The sequence below is a fragment of the Flavobacterium sp. NRK1 genome, assembly GCF_024054175.1.
Taxonomy (GTDB): Bacteria; Bacteroidota; Bacteroidia; order Flavobacteriales; family Flavobacteriaceae; genus Flavobacterium.
In genome coordinates this window covers 1,066,938-1,085,029 of sequence record NZ_JAMXLA010000001.1, presented here as the reverse complement: position 1 = coordinate 1,085,029, position 18,092 = coordinate 1,066,938, and the positions used below count along the sequence as shown (strand labels likewise).

At 39.1% G+C, this 18,092-nt stretch carries 15 protein-coding genes; 10 read left to right on the top strand and 5 right to left on the bottom strand.

Going from position 1 to position 18,092, the window contains the following annotated elements:
• Window position 1 precedes the first annotated feature (1 nt).
• The 8 genes from NHE85_RS05115 (at window position 2) to NHE85_RS05080 (ending at window position 12,164) form a co-directional block, all read left to right on the top strand.
• Entirely contained in the window at window positions 2-493 is a 492-nt protein-coding gene (locus NHE85_RS05115; RefSeq protein ID WP_252810295.1) for a GbsR/MarR family transcriptional regulator, read from the top strand.
• A gap of 38 nt (window positions 494-531) precedes the next feature.
• Entirely contained in the window at window positions 532-1,680 is a 1,149-nt protein-coding gene (locus NHE85_RS05110; RefSeq protein WP_252810293.1) for an efflux RND transporter periplasmic adaptor subunit, read from the top strand.
• 5 nt (window positions 1,681-1,685) lie between these two features.
• Complete coding sequence (locus NHE85_RS05105) at window positions 1,686-4,841, top strand: efflux RND transporter permease subunit (protein ID WP_252810291.1); 3,156 nt, start codon at window positions 1,686-1,688, stop codon at window positions 4,839-4,841.
• A gap of 14 nt (window positions 4,842-4,855) precedes the next feature.
• Window positions 4,856-6,274 carry an efflux transporter outer membrane subunit gene (locus tag NHE85_RS05100; protein ID WP_252810289.1) on the top strand — a complete coding sequence of 473 codons (1,419 nt, stop codon included), beginning with the start codon at window positions 4,856-4,858 and terminating at the stop codon, window positions 6,272-6,274.
• A gap of 243 nt (window positions 6,275-6,517) precedes the next feature.
• Window positions 6,518-6,946: a hypothetical protein gene (locus tag NHE85_RS05095; protein WP_252810287.1), complete on the top strand. Its 429-nt coding sequence runs from the start codon at window positions 6,518-6,520 to the stop codon at window positions 6,944-6,946.
• Window positions 6,947-7,802: 856 nt separating this feature from the next.
• Window positions 7,803-10,094, top strand: a complete 2,292-nt coding sequence (locus NHE85_RS05090) for a T9SS type B sorting domain-containing protein (RefSeq protein WP_252810285.1) — start codon at window positions 7,803-7,805, stop codon at window positions 10,092-10,094.
• A gap of 391 nt (window positions 10,095-10,485) precedes the next feature.
• Window positions 10,486-10,920, top strand: coding sequence for a hypothetical protein (locus NHE85_RS05085; protein WP_252810282.1), 435 nt, complete (start codon window positions 10,486-10,488; stop codon window positions 10,918-10,920).
• A gap of 188 nt (window positions 10,921-11,108) precedes the next feature.
• Complete coding sequence (locus tag NHE85_RS05080; RefSeq protein WP_252810280.1) at window positions 11,109-12,164, top strand: PA0069 family radical SAM protein; 1,056 nt, start codon at window positions 11,109-11,111, stop codon at window positions 12,162-12,164.
• 155 nt (window positions 12,165-12,319) lie between these two features.
• Here NHE85_RS05080 and pyk read toward each other — a convergent pair whose 3' ends face one another.
• The 5 genes from pyk to NHE85_RS05055 all read right to left on the bottom strand — a co-directional run bounded on the left by pyk (window position 12,320) and on the right by NHE85_RS05055 (window position 16,813).
• Entirely contained in the window at window positions 12,320-13,750 is a 1,431-nt protein-coding gene (pyk, locus tag NHE85_RS05075) for a pyruvate kinase (RefSeq protein WP_252810278.1), read from the bottom strand.
• A gap of 4 nt (window positions 13,751-13,754) precedes the next feature.
• Window positions 13,755-14,243 carry an IPExxxVDY family protein gene (locus NHE85_RS05070; protein ID WP_252810277.1) on the bottom strand — a complete coding sequence of 163 codons (489 nt, stop codon included), beginning with the start codon at window positions 14,241-14,243 and terminating at the stop codon, window positions 13,755-13,757.
• Window positions 14,244-14,360: 117 nt separating this feature from the next.
• Window positions 14,361-15,107 carry a ribonuclease III gene (gene rnc, locus NHE85_RS05065; protein WP_252810275.1) on the bottom strand — a complete coding sequence of 249 codons (747 nt, stop codon included), beginning with the start codon at window positions 15,105-15,107 and terminating at the stop codon, window positions 14,361-14,363.
• Between the two features lie 9 nt (window positions 15,108-15,116).
• Window positions 15,117-16,370 carry a beta-ketoacyl-ACP synthase II gene (gene fabF / locus NHE85_RS05060; protein ID WP_252810273.1) on the bottom strand — a complete coding sequence of 418 codons (1,254 nt, stop codon included), beginning with the start codon at window positions 16,368-16,370 and terminating at the stop codon, window positions 15,117-15,119.
• 206 nt (window positions 16,371-16,576) lie between these two features.
• Window positions 16,577-16,813 carry an acyl carrier protein gene (locus NHE85_RS05055; protein ID WP_019037482.1) on the bottom strand — a complete coding sequence of 79 codons (237 nt, stop codon included), beginning with the start codon at window positions 16,811-16,813 and terminating at the stop codon, window positions 16,577-16,579.
• Between the two features lie 177 nt (window positions 16,814-16,990).
• Between NHE85_RS05055 and NHE85_RS05050 the strand changes: the two genes are divergently transcribed.
• Window positions 16,991-17,554: a phosphoribosylglycinamide formyltransferase gene (locus NHE85_RS05050; protein ID WP_252810271.1), complete on the top strand. Its 564-nt coding sequence runs from the start codon at window positions 16,991-16,993 to the stop codon at window positions 17,552-17,554.
• A 55-nt stretch (window positions 17,555-17,609) separates the two neighbouring features.
• Window positions 17,610-18,086 (top strand): ribonuclease HI, encoded by a 477-nt coding sequence (gene rnhA / locus NHE85_RS05045; protein ID WP_252810269.1) that lies wholly within the window; start codon window positions 17,610-17,612, stop codon window positions 18,084-18,086.
• Window positions 18,087-18,092: the final 6 nt, after the last annotated feature.

The following is an 18,092-nucleotide window of genomic DNA, read 5'->3' as shown; positions in this document are numbered from 1 at the left end:
AATGTCAGATATCAGGAAAGAGCGGGATGAATTGGTGGAGCTGTTTGGCGTTTATTTTCAGGATGCACATCATCTTCCACCCCTGGGGTCGCGAATATTAGCAACCCTTATACTGGATTCATGCGGAAATAAAATCTCTTTTGAGGACCTTGTGGAACGTATGGGTGCCAGTAAAAGTTCGGTTTCTACAAACCTTAACCTGTTACTTAAAATAGGTAAGATTAGTTATTATACCCTTCCGGGAGACCGAAAAAAATATTATAAATGCACACCTTTTAGCGAAAGATTTGACAATTACCTTAAAATGATCGATGCTGAGAAGAAGATTATTGATAAGATGCATGCCTACAGGGAGAAAACAATTTCCTGCCCAATGGGTAAATCTGATCTTGATAAAATAAAAATATACAAACAGCATATGTTTGATATGGAAGCTTTGATACTAAAAAGTATAGCCGATTTTAAGCAGATAGAAAACAACGATCCAATATAAATCATCCACAATAAAACGAACAGTAAATCCAGACACAAATGAAAAACAAGTCTTTTATAGGAGCCATAGCTGCCTTGCTTATAGTTGCTTCATGCGGTAAAAAACAAGAGCAGGCTCCTGCCCCGGGACCAATGCCTTTTGCTGTGCAGACCATTGCCAGGCAGGATGCAACTATTTATGAAGAATACACTGCTAACCTTGAAGGCCAGCAAAATGTAGAGATCCGTCCAAAAGTTAATGGTTTTATCCAGAAAATATATGTTGACGAAGGCCAGATGGTGCGCAAAGGCCAGCTGCTTTTTAAACTGGAAACCCAAACCCTTAATCAGGATGCTGCTGCTGCAAAAGCCAATGTTAGTGCAGCGCAGGTAGAGGTAGACAGGCTTAAACCGCTTGTAGACCGTAAGATTATATCTAACGTACAGCTTGAAACTGCAAAAGCAAAACTTGCCCAGGCAAAAGCATCATATAGTGCTGTAGCTGCCAATATAAATTACGGAACTATTACATCTCCGGTAGATGGTGTTATAGGAAGCCTTCCTTATAAAGAAGGTGCCCTTGCCAGCGCTACCAGCGAAATGCCGCTTACCACAGTGTCTGACACACGCGTTATGCGTGCTTACTTTTCTATGAATGATAAGCAGATGATAAGCTTTAGCCGCGAATTTAAAGGTGCTACACTACAGGAAAAACTAAAAAACACACCCGATGTAAGTTTATTGCTTGCTGATGGCAGTGTTTATGAAGAGAAAGGGCGACTGGTAACGGTAACAGGACTTGTTAACGAAACTACCGGTACAAGCCAGTTCAGGGCAGAGTTTAAAAACCCTGAAGCAATACTTAGAAGCGGAAGCAAAGGTACTGTAAGGCTGCCTATAACTTTTGAAGATGCATTAGTAGTACCTCAAAATGCTGTGTTTGATATGCAGGGCAAACAAATGGTATATGTTGTTAATAAAGACAACACTGTAAAATCTAAAATTATAAACGTTAAAACCACATCAGGGCTTAACTTTATTGTAGAGAGCGGCCTTGAAGAAGGTGAAGTTATAGTGGTAGAGGGCGTTACCAAACTTAAAGACGGTATGGCTATAGTGCCCCAGCCTAAAAAAGAAGAAGCTGCCCCAGCTGCTGCAGATAGCGTAAGTGCTGCTAAAACAACTACAACAACCGTTACCAAAAAATAACACAAATGCTAAAAACTTTTATAGAAAGGCCGGTACTGAGTACTGTAATTTCGATACTATTAACCATTTTGGGGATTCTGGGTTTGCTTTCATTGCCTGTGGAGCAGTACCCGGAAATTGCCCCGCCTACGGTTCAGGTAACAGCTACCTATACAGGGGCTAATGCCGAAACTGTACTTAACAGCGTTGTTATTCCGCTTGAGGAAGAAATAAACGGTGTTGAAGGTATGACCTATATGACATCCAGCGCGGCTAATGATGGTACTGCCAACATAAGCGTGTTTTTTGAACTTGGTGTAAACCCCGATATTGCTGCGGTAAACGTGCAGAACAGGGTATCGCGTGCTACAAGCAAATTACCGCAGGCTGTTATTCAAACAGGGGTTACCACCCTTAAAAGCCAGACCAGTGCCCTTATGTTTGTTTCGCTTTTCAGTACAAACAAAGAATATAATGGTACATATGTGCAAAACTTTGCCAAAATTAACCTTGTGCCAAGGCTTCAGCGTGTAAAAGGAGTAGGGCAGGTAAACGTATTTGGTGCCAAAGATTACTCAATGCGTATATGGATAGACCCTGAGAAAATGGCAGCATATAACCTTTCGCCGAAAGATATACAGGCAGCATTACAGGAGCAGAATGTTGAGGCTGCGCCGGGTAAATTTGGTGAAAATGCTTCGGGCGTTTATGAATATGTAATTAAATATAAAGGGCGCCTTAGTAAAGTAGAAGATTATGAAGATATAGTAGTAAAAGCTACCGGAAACGGAAACTTTTTACACCTTAAGGATGTAGCCAAAGTAGAACTTGGAGCCTTTAACTATGGTTCTAACAACTATGGTATGGGTAATGAAGGTGTGGCTATTGGTATATTCCAGACGTCAGGCTCAAACGCAAATGATATTATTGATGAGGTAATGGCTATCTTACAGGAAAGCAAAGCTGACTTTCCTGAAGGTATAGATTATGTTGTACCGTTTAATACTAAAACGTTCCTTGATGCCTCTATCCACAAAGTAATATCTACACTGGTAGAAGCTTTTATACTGGTATTTATAGTAGTATTCCTTTTCCTTCAGGATGTACGTTCTACACTGGTACCTGCCATTGCGGTTCCGGTTGCTATTATTGGTACGTTTTTCTTCCTGCAGATATTCGGATTCTCTATTAACCTTTTAACCCTGTTTGCACTTGTGCTTGCTATTGGTATTGTGGTAGATGATGCCATTGTGGTAGTAGAAGCCGTGCACGCCAAACTGGATGAAGGGGAAAAATCGGCCAAAAATGCCACACTTTCTGCCATGAGCGAAATTACAGGAGCCATTGTATCTATTACGCTTGTAATGGCGGCGGTATTTATTCCGGTATCATTCCTTAAAGGACCATCGGGGGTATTTTATCAGCAGTTTGCCATTACACTTGCAGTAGCTATCTTAATTTCGGCAGTAAATGCCTTAACGCTGAGTCCTGCACTTTGTGCGCTGTTGCTTAAACCGCATGATGAAGAGCACGAACACAAAAAGAAAAACATTAAAGACCGTTTCTTTATAGCATTTAATAGCGGCTTTGATGCTATGAACAGGAAATATGTTAAGTCGTTAGGCTTCCTTGCCCGAAAAAAATGGATAACAGTATTAGGGCTTTTGATTTTCTGCGGAATCACCTATTTACTTTTCACTACCACACCTTCCGGGTTTATACCTAACGAAGACAGGGGAATTATTATGGCAGATATTACCATGCCGCCGGGTACAACCCTTGAAAAAACCGATGCTGCCGTAAAACAGCTTGACTCATTGCTGCAAACTATGCCAATGGTAGAAGCAAGGATGAACATTGTAGGTTTCAGCCTTTTAAACAGGATTAACGGAGCATCATATGCATTTACCGTTATTAAGCTTAAAGACTGGAAAGAAAGAAAAGAAGCCAACCAGAGCGTAGATGCTATTGTAGGTGAATTATTTGGACGCACAGCAGCCTTTAAAGATGCAAGAATGTTATTCTTTACCCCGCCAAGTGTACAGGGATTTGGTTCTGCAGATGGTTTTGAATTTAAGATACAGGATAAGGGCGATGACGACTGGGCTACCGTAAGTAAAGTGAGCAATGAGTTTCTTGCAGAGCTTTCTAAAAGGCCGGAAGTACAGTATGCCATGACCAATTTTAACCCGGGATTCCCGCAGTATCAAATGGATATTAATGTGGAAAGGGCTAAAGATGCAGGTGTGTCTGTAAGCGATATTTTTAATACCATGCAGGGTTATTATGGTGGTTTATATACTACCGATTTTAATCGATTTGGTAAACAGTTTCGTGTAATGATACAGGCTGAGCCGGATGAACGTGCCGACGAACGATCTATAGATAAAATATACGTTAGAAATGCCAACAACCAAATGGTTGCCATAAGCCAGTTTGTAGATTTTAAAAAGATATACGGGCCTGAAGCTGTAGCGCGTTTTAACATGCTGAAAGCGGTAAACGTTAACGGTAAGGCAAATCCGGGATACAGCTCAGGAGATGCTATTAAAGCTATTCAGGAAGTTGCCGCACAGCACCTGCCTAAAACCTATAGCTACGAATTTTCGGGTATGACACGTGAGGAAATTATAGCGGGCAGCCAGGCGGCGGGAGTTTTCCTTTTAAGCTTAATATTTGTTTACTTCCTGCTAAGTGCCCAGTACGAAAGCTACATAGTGCCATTGGCAGTACTGTTATCGTTACCGGTAGGTATTGCAGGGGCTATTGGTTTTGTTAAACTTGCCGGGCTGGAAAATAACATTTACTTTCAGGTAGCCCTGATCATGCTTATAGGCCTCCTCGCCAAAAATGCCATTCTTATTGTAGAGTTTGCAATACAGCGTCGCCGACATGGCATGAGCCTGATAGAATCGGCTAAAGAAGGAGCCAAAGCACGTTTAAGACCAATATTAATGACCTCGTTTGCATTTGTGTTCGGTTTAATGCCGTTAGCGCTTGCAAGCGGTGTAGGTGCTGTAGGTAACAGGTCTATTGGTATGGGTGCTGTAGGTGGTATGCTTATAGGTACAGTATTCGGTGTATTTGTTATTCCTATATTATTTGTAATATTCCAGGGACTGCAGGAAAGAATATCATCTAAACCATTACCGGTAGAAAACCAAGAAAATAACGAAGCATAAAAACCGGGAAAACCATGAAACTTATAAAGATAACATATAGACTGGCAATAGCGGTGGCAGCAGGTGTTTTGCTGCAGGGATGCTTTGCCGCAAAAGAATATAAAAGGCCCGACATAAAAGCCGAGAACCTGTACAGAACAGAAATTGTATCGCAGGATACGATTTCTATGGCAGATATATCATGGCAGAATATGTTTACCGATCCGAAATTACAGGAATACATAAACAAAGGGCTTCAGAATAATTTTGATATAAGGGTAGCAATGCAGAATATTGTTGCTGCCGAAGCCAGCCTTAAACAGGGCAAGGCAGGATATTTTCCTACGCTTAGCCTTGGTGCCGACTGGACACATATTGAACAGAGTAAAAACAGCCAGATAGGGCGAATTGTAAGCCAGACTGGCGGTTCTACTAACTTAGACCAGTATCAGTTAACAGGTTCTTTTGCCTGGGAAGCCGATATATGGGGCAAAATACGCAGTAACAAGCGTGCTTATGCCGCATCATATATGCAAACGCTTGCCGCTAACCAGGCGGTAAAAACGCAGGTTATAACAGGTATTGCCAGTAATTATTATCAATTATTATCGCTGGATGCACAGCTGGAAATTGCCGAGAAGACACTTGTTAACCGTGGTGAAAGCGTTGAGGCAATTATTGCACTTAAAGACGCGGGAAGCGTTAATGAAGTGGGTGTAAAGCAAACCGAAGCTCAAAAGTATGCAACTGAGCTTATAATTGAAGATCTTAAAAACAATATTATACTGGTTGAAAATTCACTTAGCATATTACTTGGCGAACCTGCTAAAAAATTAGAGCGCGGCACACTTGCACAGCAAACGCTTAACCCAAATATCAGCCTTGGAGTTTCTACGCAGCTGCTTAGAAACCGCCCGGATGTTGTGGCGGCTGAGTATGGTTTTGTAAATGCTTTTGAGCTTACTAATGTAGCACGAAGCAATTTTTATCCTCAGTTTAGAATAACTGCTACAGGTGGTTTACAGAGTATTGAGCTTAGCGACTGGATAAATACCAACTCATTGTTTGCTAATATTGTTACGGGGCTTACACAGCCTTTGTTTAACGGAAGGCAGATTCGTACCCGTTATGAAATTGCCAAAGCCCAGAATGAACAGGCGCTTGTAAAATTTGAACAGGCACTTATAACTGCAAGTAAAGAGGTAAGCGATGCTCTTGCAAATTATAACAACGAAACAAAAAAGCTTACCATAAGGGAAAAACAGGTAGATGCGCTTACCAAAGCTGCTGACTATTCAGATGAATTGTTAGATTATGGCCTGGTTAACTATCTTGAAGTACTTACAGCAAAAGATAATGCGCTAAATAGCCAGCTGAATTTAGTTGATAATCATTACAGGCAATATCTTGCCGTAATAAATTTATATAAAGCATTAGGCGGCGGATGGCGCTAACAGCATAGTTTGGGAAATCTTTCCAGATTATTTTAGATTAATTGTTTGTTTTATGTTTGCTCCCCGGTGTTTTTTGCATCGGGGAGCTTTCTTTTATTACAGGGTAGGGAAATTTTAAACCAAACTGTTTAAAGTATGTGTGGAGTTTCTTTTTGAGTAAAATTGCCCGGTACAATTTTGTATCGGGCGTTTTTTTTATTTTTACTGAAACATAAAAAACCAATGCAAAAAACAACTAAAATTATGTTGGGATTACTGCTGATTGTAACAGTTAGCTGTAGTAAATCTCAAAAACTAACTATTTCCAACAATTCATCATCTGCATTTTATATTATGGATAAGCATACTGCAGATCACATTAACGCTGAAAAGTTATACAGTCTGAAGGAGAGCGGTGAAATAGAGCATGTGTCTGCTAATGGTGGTATTTATACCTATGTGGGTACAGGAGAAGCATTAGACAAATATACGGTAGACAGTACCTATGTATTTTGTTTTGTGAATGATACTGAACTCACAAAAAACGTAAAAGGCAAAAGCAGGTTTAATTATGAGGAAGTTAAGGTTTCTCCTTCCGGTAATCCCGACGCTATGGAAATTGATATTACAATTCAGGATACACTTGATCATCCTGTTTTTAGCAGCAGCTTAAAAATGCAGTTTGGTTTTTAAGTAAAAAGCAATATTTTTTTATTGAAATCTTACAAATTCTCGACAAAATCCATCAAATTCTAAATACTACTTTTCTTTCAAATGTTTAACGCAACCTTACACATTATTTGTCATCTAATCTAAAAACTATTCACATAATTTATGGTTTAGCGACAATATATAATTGTGTTCCGTTTAGTTTTGTGTACTATAATTATATTTCTGGTAACCGTTTGGGCTTCTGTCCGGGCGGTTATTTTTATTAACAGGATAAATCTCCTTAACATCAGCCTTACAATTCTCTGCTAAAATTGTTAACCGTAAACTTTATCTTACTAATATTTAAAAATTAAATATTTTACTACAACATTTGTTCCTTTTTGTAAAAATCAGCCTAATATTTCCGTATTTAATCGATTAAAAGCACATTAAATCGGCGTAATGCAAAAATATTTAAAAATATCTTTCAAATTATTACGGTTATTATTTAAAAAATAAATAATTTTGCCTCTGGTTTATTTAAAGCGTGACTTTCAAGTCGTTAGAGCTATTGAATGATCTATATGCATGGCATCTTTTCAGCTAATAAAAATTAGGCATGCATATTATTTTTAAAACTGACAGCATTATTAACACGTATGTGTGCTGCGCGTTTTGTATTATTCCCCGGTATAAACAGCATATAATGCAGCTATAAGAGAATATTATAAGCAGATAATTTAATCTGGTATCGGTGTGATAAGGCATGCCGATTTGATCCGGATGGGGAGAGATTGTATGTAAGCATCCGGCAGTTGACGGCGGTAACAGGGTAATAAGACTTTAATAGCTAAAGCACCTTTAAATACCGTTTTTAACAACTGCTCCAAATTTAATAATGAAACAAGCACAATGGCTGTGCTGCTTTATAAGCCTTTTGGCTATTACTGTAAGCGCACAGCAGGACAACAACTGGTACTTTGGCCGAACGGCTGCTTTAAACTTTAGCACGGGCAGGCCTGTTGCTGTAACAAGCAGTACAATGAATACTATGGAAGGCAGCTCGGCAATATCGGATGAAAACGGTGTGCTGCTTTTTTATACAAACGGTGTTGATGTATGGAACAGGAATAATTTGAAAATGCCGCACGGAACGGGTCTGTTAGGAGATCAGAGTACCACACAGTCGGCAATAATAGTTCCTAAGCCCGGCTCATCAACAACGTATTATATTTTTGCGGCAGATGATGCGGGAGGGCCTAATGGCTTAACATACTCTGAAGTAGATATGACCGCAGATAATGGTAAAGGAGATGTAGTAGCGGCAAACATTCCGCTTATAACACCGGTTACAGAAAAAATTACTGCTGTTTATCATTCAAACGGTAAAGATATATGGGTTACAACTCATGGATGGGGTAATGATGCTTTTTACAGCTATCTGGTAACAGCATTTGGCGTTAGTGCTACACCGGTAATAAGCAATGCAGGCAGCAGCATAGAAGGAGCCGATAATTCTGGGCATTATGCAGGCTGGATGAGTATTTCACCCAATGGTAAACATCTGGCATCGGCAAACGGTATGCTTAATGTAGAACTTTTTGAGTTTAATAACCAGACTGGTATTGTAAGCAATGCTGTTGTTATAAAATCGCCTGCAAAGTGTTATGGGGTAGAATTTTCGCCAAACAGCAAACTGCTGTATGCAACAAGCAATGATAATGTTTTTCAGTATAATATAACAGCTGCAGATATTGCTGCTACGCAAACATCGGTAGGTACAATAAATGTTGCAAGCTCAATAAAACTTGGGCCCGATTCAAAAATTTACCTTGTAAACAAGTATCTTACAGGCGCGCTGTCTGTTATCAACAATCCTAATATTGAAGGTGCAGGATGTAACTTTGCCCTTGATACAATTGATCTTGGCGGAAAAAAAACATTTGTAGGGCTGCCTAACTTTGTTGTTTCGCCTTTTTACCTTTTAGATATTGATGCAGAAAATGATTGTAAGGATACCGAAGTTTCTTTTATGGCTTTAGGTACCCTTGATGCAGATAGCATTATATGGGATTTTGGTGATGGCAATCAGTCTGCCAGCGCAATTGCAGTGCATACCTATGCGGCTACGGGAATTTATACCGTAAAAGCGAAGGCAAAAAATGGCAAAGAAACCCGCTTTTTTTCTAAACAGATTACCGTAGTAAAAGCACCTGTTGCAAATAAGCCTGAAGATATATTAACATGTGGGGATTCTGATGGTACGGCTATTATTGATGTTGCAGCCCAAAGCCCTGCTGTTTTAGGCACACAGTCTGCCGCATTGTTTTCGGTAAGTTATCATACTACACAGGAGGATGCAGAGGCTGGCACCAATGCATTGCCCATAAATTATCCTGCGGCAAATGGTGATATTATTTATGCAAGGGTATCGCGCAATAATAGTGACTGCTACGCAGTAACATCGTTTACTATTATAATAGTGCCTGCACCGGTTTTAGATATGGACGATAACTATAGTTTTTGTGAAGACAGCTACATTGTTATTGAGGCACCTGAAGGATTTGACAGCTATGAATGGACTTATAATGGTAAAACAGAAGCAGGCGGCAATCTTAAAAGTGTAAACAAACCGGGTGAATATAGTTTAAGAGTTACTAAAGTTACAGGATCTATTACTTGCGATGCTGTTAAAACCATCATAGTAAACCAGTCGCAAAAGCCGGTCATAAAAAAGATAGACATAAAAGACTGGACAGATAATAATAACTCCATAGAAGTAATCACTGATTCGGCAGGAGATTACGAATATTCAATAAATGGTACGGAATATCAGGACAGCCCATTGTTTGAAGATCTGAAACCGGGGCAATATACAGTAACCGTAAATGATAAAGCCGGATGCGGCATGGCTCAGGATGAAGTATTGTTATTAATGTATCCAAGATATTTTACGCCTAATGGTGATGGGGTTCATGATAAGTGGCAGATAGAAAATGCATGGTTTACCCAGGATATGGTTATTACTATTATAGACAGGTATGGAAGAATAATGGCTTCTTTTAAAGGCAGCTCTTCCGGATGGGACGGTACTTATAATGGCATACAACAGCCTGCAACAGACTACTGGTTTGTTATAACACGTAAAAATGGTAAAGAATATAAAGGTCATTTCGCAATGATGCGATAAAATAAATTTTCATAAAGATTTGGGGAAGGGGTCGTACAGCAATGTGCGGCCTTTCCGTTTTTATCAACAGTATAAAACGTTTATTTTGGTTGCATTATTAACATAAAACATAAAAAATAAAACGGCTGTATTTTATAATTGATTACAAATAAAACGTTAAATATGTTAAAAGTAAAATTATACAATACTGTAAATCAATATTTTGCGAATTTGTACGTTATAAATATAACTTATAAACGGCATATTTTCGATAAAACATGCTGTTCAACGATTTTTTCGTACAGTATAAGGAAGTTTGATTTAATTATAAAAAAATTGAATAGTTTAGAGCAATAAATCAAACTCATAAAGAATAATTTTGTTTTAATAATTTAATTTACTCCCCCTGAAAATGAATGCACTATTATTGACTATCGGGCTTCTTATGGCGGTTTTTTTCTTTCTTATTGACAAAAATATGCTGCCGGGAGCTTTAGTTGCGAGGAAAACCATTATCTCTCAGCTTGAAAAAAACAAAAAAAAGGAAATGCAGTTGCAGGCAGAGTTTGAAGACCTGGTAAATGAAAATCATGCATGGTCTTATGCAGCTTTTCCTGATAGCGATATAACTTACGCAGAATATATTGAACTGCTTAAAGAAAAAGCAAGTATTGAATATGCCGATTCTGAATTTGAAAAGCTGAAAAGCAAAAAATTGCTCAAAGAACAGCTTTATGACTATATTGAAAGAATTAAAGATCAGGAAGAAGCCATGCTGGCACTTCAGGCCGATCTTGATTACCAGAGAAGAAATTTTGGTATGCAGGGCATAGCTACCGCATCTTAAAATTTACTATTGGATTTAATGCGTAATTCCTGTTAATCGACTAACGGGAAGTGCGCATTATTTTTTTTATATACGCCAGCCCCTTTATTTTGTGGGCATAGCATTTTTGTTGATAACCTTTAAAGCAGTTTAACACAAAAACACATGCCGTTTTCCTAATTTGCTACAGGTTAAAAGAGGAGGTAAACATGGAAAAGGAAAACATAAAAGGGCAGGGCGCAGTTGCTAATATTCATAATCATTTTATTAAAAACCGTTACGAAACGTCTATATATCAGGATGATTATGAGGAGGAAATTGCCAAAACCAAAGTACTCGAGGTATTTCCTAAAACTATAGTTAATACTGTAAAAAGCCCCGATCTTTCAATGGCCTATTCTATGAATCCCTATCAGGGTTGTGAGCATGGCTGTGCATACTGTTTTGCACGCCCAACACACGAGTATTGGGGATATAGTGCAGGGGTAGATTTTGAGCGTATTATAATGGCTAAAAAAAATGCGCCGCAACTGCTGGAAAAATTCTTTCAGAAAAGGGGCTACAAGCCTGAACCGATACTTATGTCGGGCAATACCGATTGTTACCAGCCGGTAGAACGCAAACTTAAAATTACAAGGGCATTGCTGCAAACCTGCCTTGACTACAGGCATCCTGTGCATGTGCTTACCAAAAATGCACTTATAACCCGCGATCTGGATATACTGGTAAAACTTGCCGAAAAAAATCTTGTAACGGTATCTTTAAGTATCCCTACCATAAATGAAGATCTAAGGCGTAAACTCGAGCCCAGGACATCATCTGTCAATACAAAGTTAAAAGCGCTGCAAACGCTTTCTAATGAAGGCATACCTACACATGTAATGGTTGCTCCTATGATACCGGGGCTTAATACACCCGAAATATTGCCTACAGTTAAAACTATTGCCGAAATGGGAGCAAGGGGTTTTGGTTATACCTTAGTGCGCCTTAATGATACGGTAGAGCCTGTTTTTAAAGAATGGCTTGAAGAACATTACCCTGACCGTAAAGATAAAGTACTGCACCAGATAAGTTCTATGCACGGCGGTAAGCTTGGCGAAAAACAGGTGTTTAAGCGTCGTATCGGCGAGGGCAATATTGCCGATATGATTCATACTACTTTTAAAATTGCGAGGCAGAAGTTTTTTGCAGACAAAGAGCCTTTGCCGGAGTTGGCAACCCATTACTTTGATGGTACAAAAGGAGAACAGCTTAGCCTTTTTTAGTTTTAAAAATGTTGTTGTTTGCTTAGATTTAAAAAACTGACCACCCCGGCTTTCAGCCACCCCTCCAGAGGAGGGGGGAAGTATTACTGATAACTAAAAAAGCCATCCTTTACAGGACGGCTTTTTTTGGATATTCTTTTTTGGAAAGAAAGCTGTTATTCAATTTCAGATACCCTCAGCGTGTTTACCATACCTTTATCTACAACAGGCATTGCAGCAAGATTGATAAGAAAATCACCTTTTTCAACAAAGCCTTTGTCTTTAGCCATTTGGTTAACATCTTCTACGGTTTCATCTGTACTTGTAAATTTATCGTAGTAAAATGCATTAACACCCCAAAGAAGGTTAAGCTGGGTAAGTATTGTTTTATTTGATGTAAACACCAATATATGTGCACTTGGCCTCCATGCAGAGATCTGGAAAGCAGTATAACCACTGTTTGTTAGCGTACAGATACCTTTTGCCTTAATTACATTTGCCATTTGTGCGGCATGGTGGCATATGGTTTTAGTTATAAAACGTTTTGTGCGCACCTGCGGGGTATTTTGCGGAACCTGAATAAGCGGAGAATCTTCAACAGCTTCAATAATCTGTGTCATTTTCTCAATAACCTGAACAGGGTAGTTACCTACAGATGTTTCTCCGGAAAGCATTACGGCATCGGCACCGTCCATTACAGAGTTTGCCACGTCGTTTACTTCGGCACGTGTAGGGGTAAGGCTTGTAATCATAGTTTCCATCATCTGGGTAGCAACAATTACAGGAATACGTGCCGTTTTAGCACGGTTTATAAGTTTCTTCTGTATAAGCGGCACTTCCTGTGCAGGAATTTCCACTCCAAGGTCGCCACGGGCAACCATAAGTCCGTCACAAAAAGCAACAATCTTATCTATGTTCTCAACGCCTTCAGGCTTTTCTATTTTAGCTATGATAGGAATTTTATGTTCAGAATGCTCGCTGATAAGGTCCTGAAGTTCTTCAAGGTCTTTTGGTGTACGAACAAAAGAAAGTGCAATCCAGTCAACCTTTTCTTTACACGCAAAAATAGCATCTCTTATATCTTTTTGTGTAAGGGCAGGAAGTGATACTTTGGTATTTGGAAGGTTTACACCTTTTTTAGATTTTAAAGGGCCGCCCTGTATAACTATAGTTTTAACTTCATCCCTGCGGTTTGTTTCAAGAACTTCAAACATCAGTTTGCCATCGTCAAGAAGTATTCTTTCGCCCGGGTTTACATCATTTGGAAATTCTTTGTAGTTCATGTAAACTCTCTCTGCAGAGCCTGGTACATCCTCAGCAGTCTGAAAAGTAATAATATCACCTGTGTTTACAATAACATCCTCCTTCATTACTCCAACACGCAGTTTAGGGCCTTGTAAGTCGGCTAATATAGAAGTGTTGTAGCCAAACTCTTTATTCAGGCTTCTAATCATGTCTATACGTTCTTTAACATCGGTATAATCGGCATGAGAAAAATTGATCCTGAATACGTTTACACCTGCATCAATCATATCTTTCAGCACTTCCCTTGTACTGCATGCAGGTCCTAATGTGGCTACAATTTTAGTTTTTTTTCTTGTCGGCATTCTTTTAAAAAATTAAATTGTTCTTAGATTTCAGTTTTTTGTGGTCAATACTATATGCTGTTGCAACCTGTTTAATGGTAAGCAATTTTTCAACAACTTCATCTTTATCAAAAAGAGCGGGCATGTTTTCTATTTTAAGAACATAATCCACGGTCTTAAGTTCGGGCATTAAAAAAACGCTTGTCTCAATTGACAGGCCTGTGTCTTCAAATAAAGAAGTGATGGTATTGCTCTGCATGGTTGTTATCCTGTTCCTGTTTTGTATCAGGTTCCATGCACAGTCGTTGCCGGGGTCTTCAAAAATAAATCTCGAAAAACAGCTTTCCCCTTCGTTAATGGTAACCCATATGTCGTTTGGGCTTTTTTCAAGCAGTATAGATAATTCCCTGTTCATAAAATAGGCAAGCCTGTGGTCTTCAAGGGAAGAATGTATGGCAATCAATCCATAATCGATCGTTACAAAATCGTCAATCAATAATTTGTGAATAGCCATATTAAACTCAAAAATAAGCCTGTAAATATACTATTTAATGTTAAGAAAAAATAGCGTATATGATTAAGTTTCTGCTATTTTATCTACGAAAACGTTTTAGTTTACTGATAAGTTGCCTTATTTTTTGTTAATTTTTTCCTGAAATGCAAAAAACGCACGTTGCGATGCTTTTTCTTCTGCTTTCTTTTTAGAAGTGGCCCGGGCACGTGCAACTATCCTGCCGTCTATCTTTAGCTTTACTGCAAAATGTTTCTGGCCTTCGGTTCCGTTATCTTCATAAATTTCATACTGAAAAGTCTTTTTTTCCTTTTGGCACCACTCTATAACCAGGCTTTTGTAGCTTATTACCTTGCCTTCAAGCTTGGCAATATCTACATAAGGAATTATTACTTTTTTATGTATAAACTTTTCGCACCAAATAAAGCCGCGATCCAGGTATATAGCGCCAATAAGTGCCTCAAAAAGATTACCGTGTATATTTTCGCCAAAATGCTGTGTAGATACTTTGCTCTCTACCCATTTTATAAGGTTAAGGTCGCGGCCAAGCTCATTAAGATGCTCCCGGCTCACTATTTTAGAGCGCATTTTGGTAAGGTACCCTTCGTCTCCGGTAGGTACTTCATTAAAAAGATGGGCGGCAATTACAGAGCCCAGCATAGCATCGCCCAGAAATTCAAGCCTTTCATAATTTACAGGATGCCCGTTTTCGTCGGTCTTGTTAGATGACCTGTGTGTAAATGCCCTGCGATAGTGGGTAATATCTATAGGCTGAAAGCCAAGTATCTTGTTGAGTTCATCAAAAAAAATCCCGTCTTCCGGAGAAAGACGGGTATTCTTTGAAAATATTTTTTTAATGATACCCATAGTGGTATATTAAAGTTCTAGTTTTTTAACCAGCACACATGCGTTGTGTCCGCCAAACCCAAATGTATTGCTCATAACAACTTTCATATCCCTTTTCTGGGCCTTATTAAAAGTAAAGTTAAGCTTAGGGTCTATATTTTCATCATCAGTAAAATGATTGATGGTTGGCGGTACTATGCCGTATTTGATAGATAATATAGAAGCTATGGTTTCTATGGCTCCTGCAGCACCAAGAAGGTGTCCGGTCATAGATTTTGTAGAGTTAAGGTTAAGCGTGTAGGCATGCTCACCAAAAACTTCCATGATAGCTTTAGATTCTGCAATATCTCCCAGAGGGGTAGATGTACCGTGCATATTTACACCATCTACATCTTCAGGTTTTAAGCCTGCATCCCTAAGGCAGTTAATCATAACGTTGCGCGCGCCCAGCCCTTCAGGGTGAGGAGCAGTAATATGGTGTGCATCGGCACTCATACCGCCGCCGCCTATTTCGCAGTATATTTTTGCGCCTCTAGCCACAGCGTGGTCATACTCTTCCAGTATAAGCGCACCTGCGCCTTCACCCAGTACAAAGCCCTCACGGTCTTTATCCATAGGCCTTGAAGCGGTTTTAGGGTCGTCGTTTCTTGTAGAAAGCGCATGCATAGCGTTAAACCCGCCCATACCGGCAATGGTTACCGCTGCCTCGCTACCACCGGTTACCATGACATCTGCATGGCCCAGGCGAATGTAGTTAAAGGCATCTATTAATGCATTTGTAGATGATGCACAGGCAGAAACCGTTGTAAAGTTAGGGCCTCTTAAACCATATTTAATAGAAATATGGCCGCCTGCAATATCGGCAATCATTTTAGGTATAAAGAAAGGATTAAATTTAGGTACGCCAGGTCCTTTAGCCCAGTTGATAACTTCCTCCTGGAAAGTTTCAAGTCCGCCAATACCTGATCCCCAAATAACACCTGCCCTGTCTTTATCTAAAGCGTCAAAGTCAAAATTAGCATCTTTTACTGCTTCATCCGTAGCAACAAGGGCATACTGGGCATATTTGTCCATTTTCCTTGCTTCTTTACGGTCTATAAAATCTTCAACGTTGAAATTTTTTACCTCACAGGCAAACTTGGTCTTGAAGTTAGTCGTGTCAAAATAAGTAATAGGGGCTGCTCCGCTAACACCGTTAACAAGTCCGTTCCAGTATTCCTCAACGTTGTTTCCTATCGGTGTAAGTGCACCCAGTCCTGTTACTACAACTCTTCTTAATTTCATAAGGTCAATTTTATAGTTTCAAATTTATAGAACAATACCCATGCGTCTCTATAAAAATAATAAGAAAACATGGGCATTGGTGATATTTTTTTATGAAAACGCCCTGTCTTTAAGAGGTTCTCATTTTTTTAGGTATTTTGGCCTTAATTGTCCCAATAAATAATAACATCCATGTAATGAGTAACTACATGGATGTTGAATATTTATTATTTTTTTGCCTCTTCGATGTAAGAAATCGCCTGACCAACAGTAGAAATATTTTCTGCCTGATCGTCCGGAATCTGAATGTCAAATTCTTTTTCAAACTCCATAATAAGCTCAACAGTGTCTAATGAATCCGCTCCTAGATCATTTGTGAAGCTAGCTTCTGTTACAACTTCGTTTTCGTCAACACCTAATTTGTCTACGATAATCGCTTTTACTCTTGATGCAATGTCTGACATAATCTTTAATTTTAGAATTTAAATTGAATGGCAAAAATAAAAAACTTTATTTTAAAACAGCATTTTCGCCAAAAAATGTAGCACTAATTTAAAAAATTAATTTTAGAATGTTGCTAAAAGGCCGTTATTTTGCAGGATATTATTCTTTTTTCAATACCGTAAAATACTTTCCAAAAAATGAAAAAAATAGTGCTTTTTGCTTCGGGTGGGGGCTCTAATGCAGAGCAGATAATGCAGTATTTCGACGAGAAGCAGGGTTATACTGTAGCTGGGGTGTTTACAAATAACAAAACTGCGGGTGTAATAGAGCGCGCAAAAAACTATGATATTCCTGTATTTATTTTTAAACGTGAAGAGCTAAATGAAGGAAAAGTACTTCAAAGTATTAATCAGATTGCCCCTGATATTATTGTGCTGGCAGGATTTTTATTAAAATTCCCTTCAGATATTATTGCTGCCTACCCTCATAAAGTAATAAATATACATCCGGCACTACTGCCTAAGTATGGCGGAAAAGGTATGTATGGCATGCATGTGCACCGTGCCGTGCTTGAAAATAAAGACAAAAAAAGCGGTATAACCATACATTATGTAAATGATAATTATGACGAGGGTAATATTATTTATCAGCATGCTGTAGCAGTAGAGGAATGCCTTAGTGCCGAAGAAGTGGCGCTAAAAGTACTAGCGCTAGAACATGAACATTTTCCGAGGGTGATTGAGGAGATACTTAATGGTTGATTTGTTTAAACATTCTGACCTTTAAAGCACTAAATAACCAAATCTACCAATAAACATGCACACCGTACATATATATACAGATGGCGCTGCCAAAGGAAATCCGGGCCCGGGAGGTTACGGTGTTGTAATGGAACAGGTAGGCACCGGCTACCGTAAAGAATTTTATGAAGGTTTCCGACTTACAACTAATAATCGTATGGAGCTGCTGGCGGTAATTGTAGGCCTGGAAAAACTTTCTAAACCCAATACTGCCGTGCTTGTGGTAAGCGATTCTAAATATGTGGTCGACTCGGTTGTAAAAGGATGGGTTTTCGGCTGGGAAAAGAAAGGCTACAAAGACAAGAAAAATTCCGACCTATGGAAACGTTTTCTTGTTGTGTATCGCAAACATAAAGTAGATTTTAAATGGATAAAGGGGCATAACAACCACCCGCAAAACGAACGCTGCGACCAATTGGCAGTTATGGCATCAGCACAGCCCAATTTAAATGTAGATGCTTATTATGAAGCAGAAGGGCAAAAGCTGTTATAGCAATGC

Excerpts from the sequence above, each read along its gene's own strand:
- NHE85_RS05115 (WP_252810295.1), top strand. The coding sequence starts at position 2 with ATGTCAGATATCAGGAAAGAGCGGGATGAATTGGTGGAGCTGTTTGGC.
- NHE85_RS05110 (WP_252810293.1), top strand. The coding sequence starts at position 532 with ATGAAAAACAAGTCTTTTATAGGAGCCATAGCTGCCTTGCTTATAGTT.
- NHE85_RS05105 (WP_252810291.1), top strand. The coding sequence starts at position 1,686 with ATGCTAAAAACTTTTATAGAAAGGCCGGTACTGAGTACTGTAATTTCG.
- NHE85_RS05100 (WP_252810289.1), top strand. The coding sequence starts at position 4,856 with ATGAAACTTATAAAGATAACATATAGACTGGCAATAGCGGTGGCAGCA.
- NHE85_RS05095 (WP_252810287.1), top strand. The coding sequence starts at position 6,518 with ATGTTGGGATTACTGCTGATTGTAACAGTTAGCTGTAGTAAATCTCAA.
- NHE85_RS05090 (WP_252810285.1), top strand. The coding sequence starts at position 7,803 with ATGAAACAAGCACAATGGCTGTGCTGCTTTATAAGCCTTTTGGCTATT.
- NHE85_RS05085 (WP_252810282.1), top strand. The coding sequence starts at position 10,486 with ATGAATGCACTATTATTGACTATCGGGCTTCTTATGGCGGTTTTTTTC.
- NHE85_RS05080 (WP_252810280.1), top strand. The coding sequence starts at position 11,109 with ATGGAAAAGGAAAACATAAAAGGGCAGGGCGCAGTTGCTAATATTCAT.
- pyk (WP_252810278.1), bottom strand. The coding sequence starts at position 13,750 with ATGCCGACAAGAAAAAAAACTAAAATTGTAGCCACATTAGGACCTGCA.
- NHE85_RS05070 (WP_252810277.1), bottom strand. The coding sequence starts at position 14,243 with ATGGCTATTCACAAATTATTGATTGACGATTTTGTAACGATCGATTAT.
- rnc (WP_252810275.1), bottom strand. The coding sequence starts at position 15,107 with ATGGGTATCATTAAAAAAATATTTTCAAAGAATACCCGTCTTTCTCCG.
- fabF (WP_252810273.1), bottom strand. The coding sequence starts at position 16,370 with ATGAAATTAAGAAGAGTTGTAGTAACAGGACTGGGTGCACTTACACCG.
- NHE85_RS05055 (WP_019037482.1), bottom strand. The coding sequence starts at position 16,813 with ATGTCAGACATTGCATCAAGAGTAAAAGCGATTATCGTAGACAAATTA.
- NHE85_RS05050 (WP_252810271.1), top strand. The coding sequence starts at position 16,991 with ATGAAAAAAATAGTGCTTTTTGCTTCGGGTGGGGGCTCTAATGCAGAG.
- rnhA (WP_252810269.1), top strand. The coding sequence starts at position 17,610 with ATGCACACCGTACATATATATACAGATGGCGCTGCCAAAGGAAATCCG.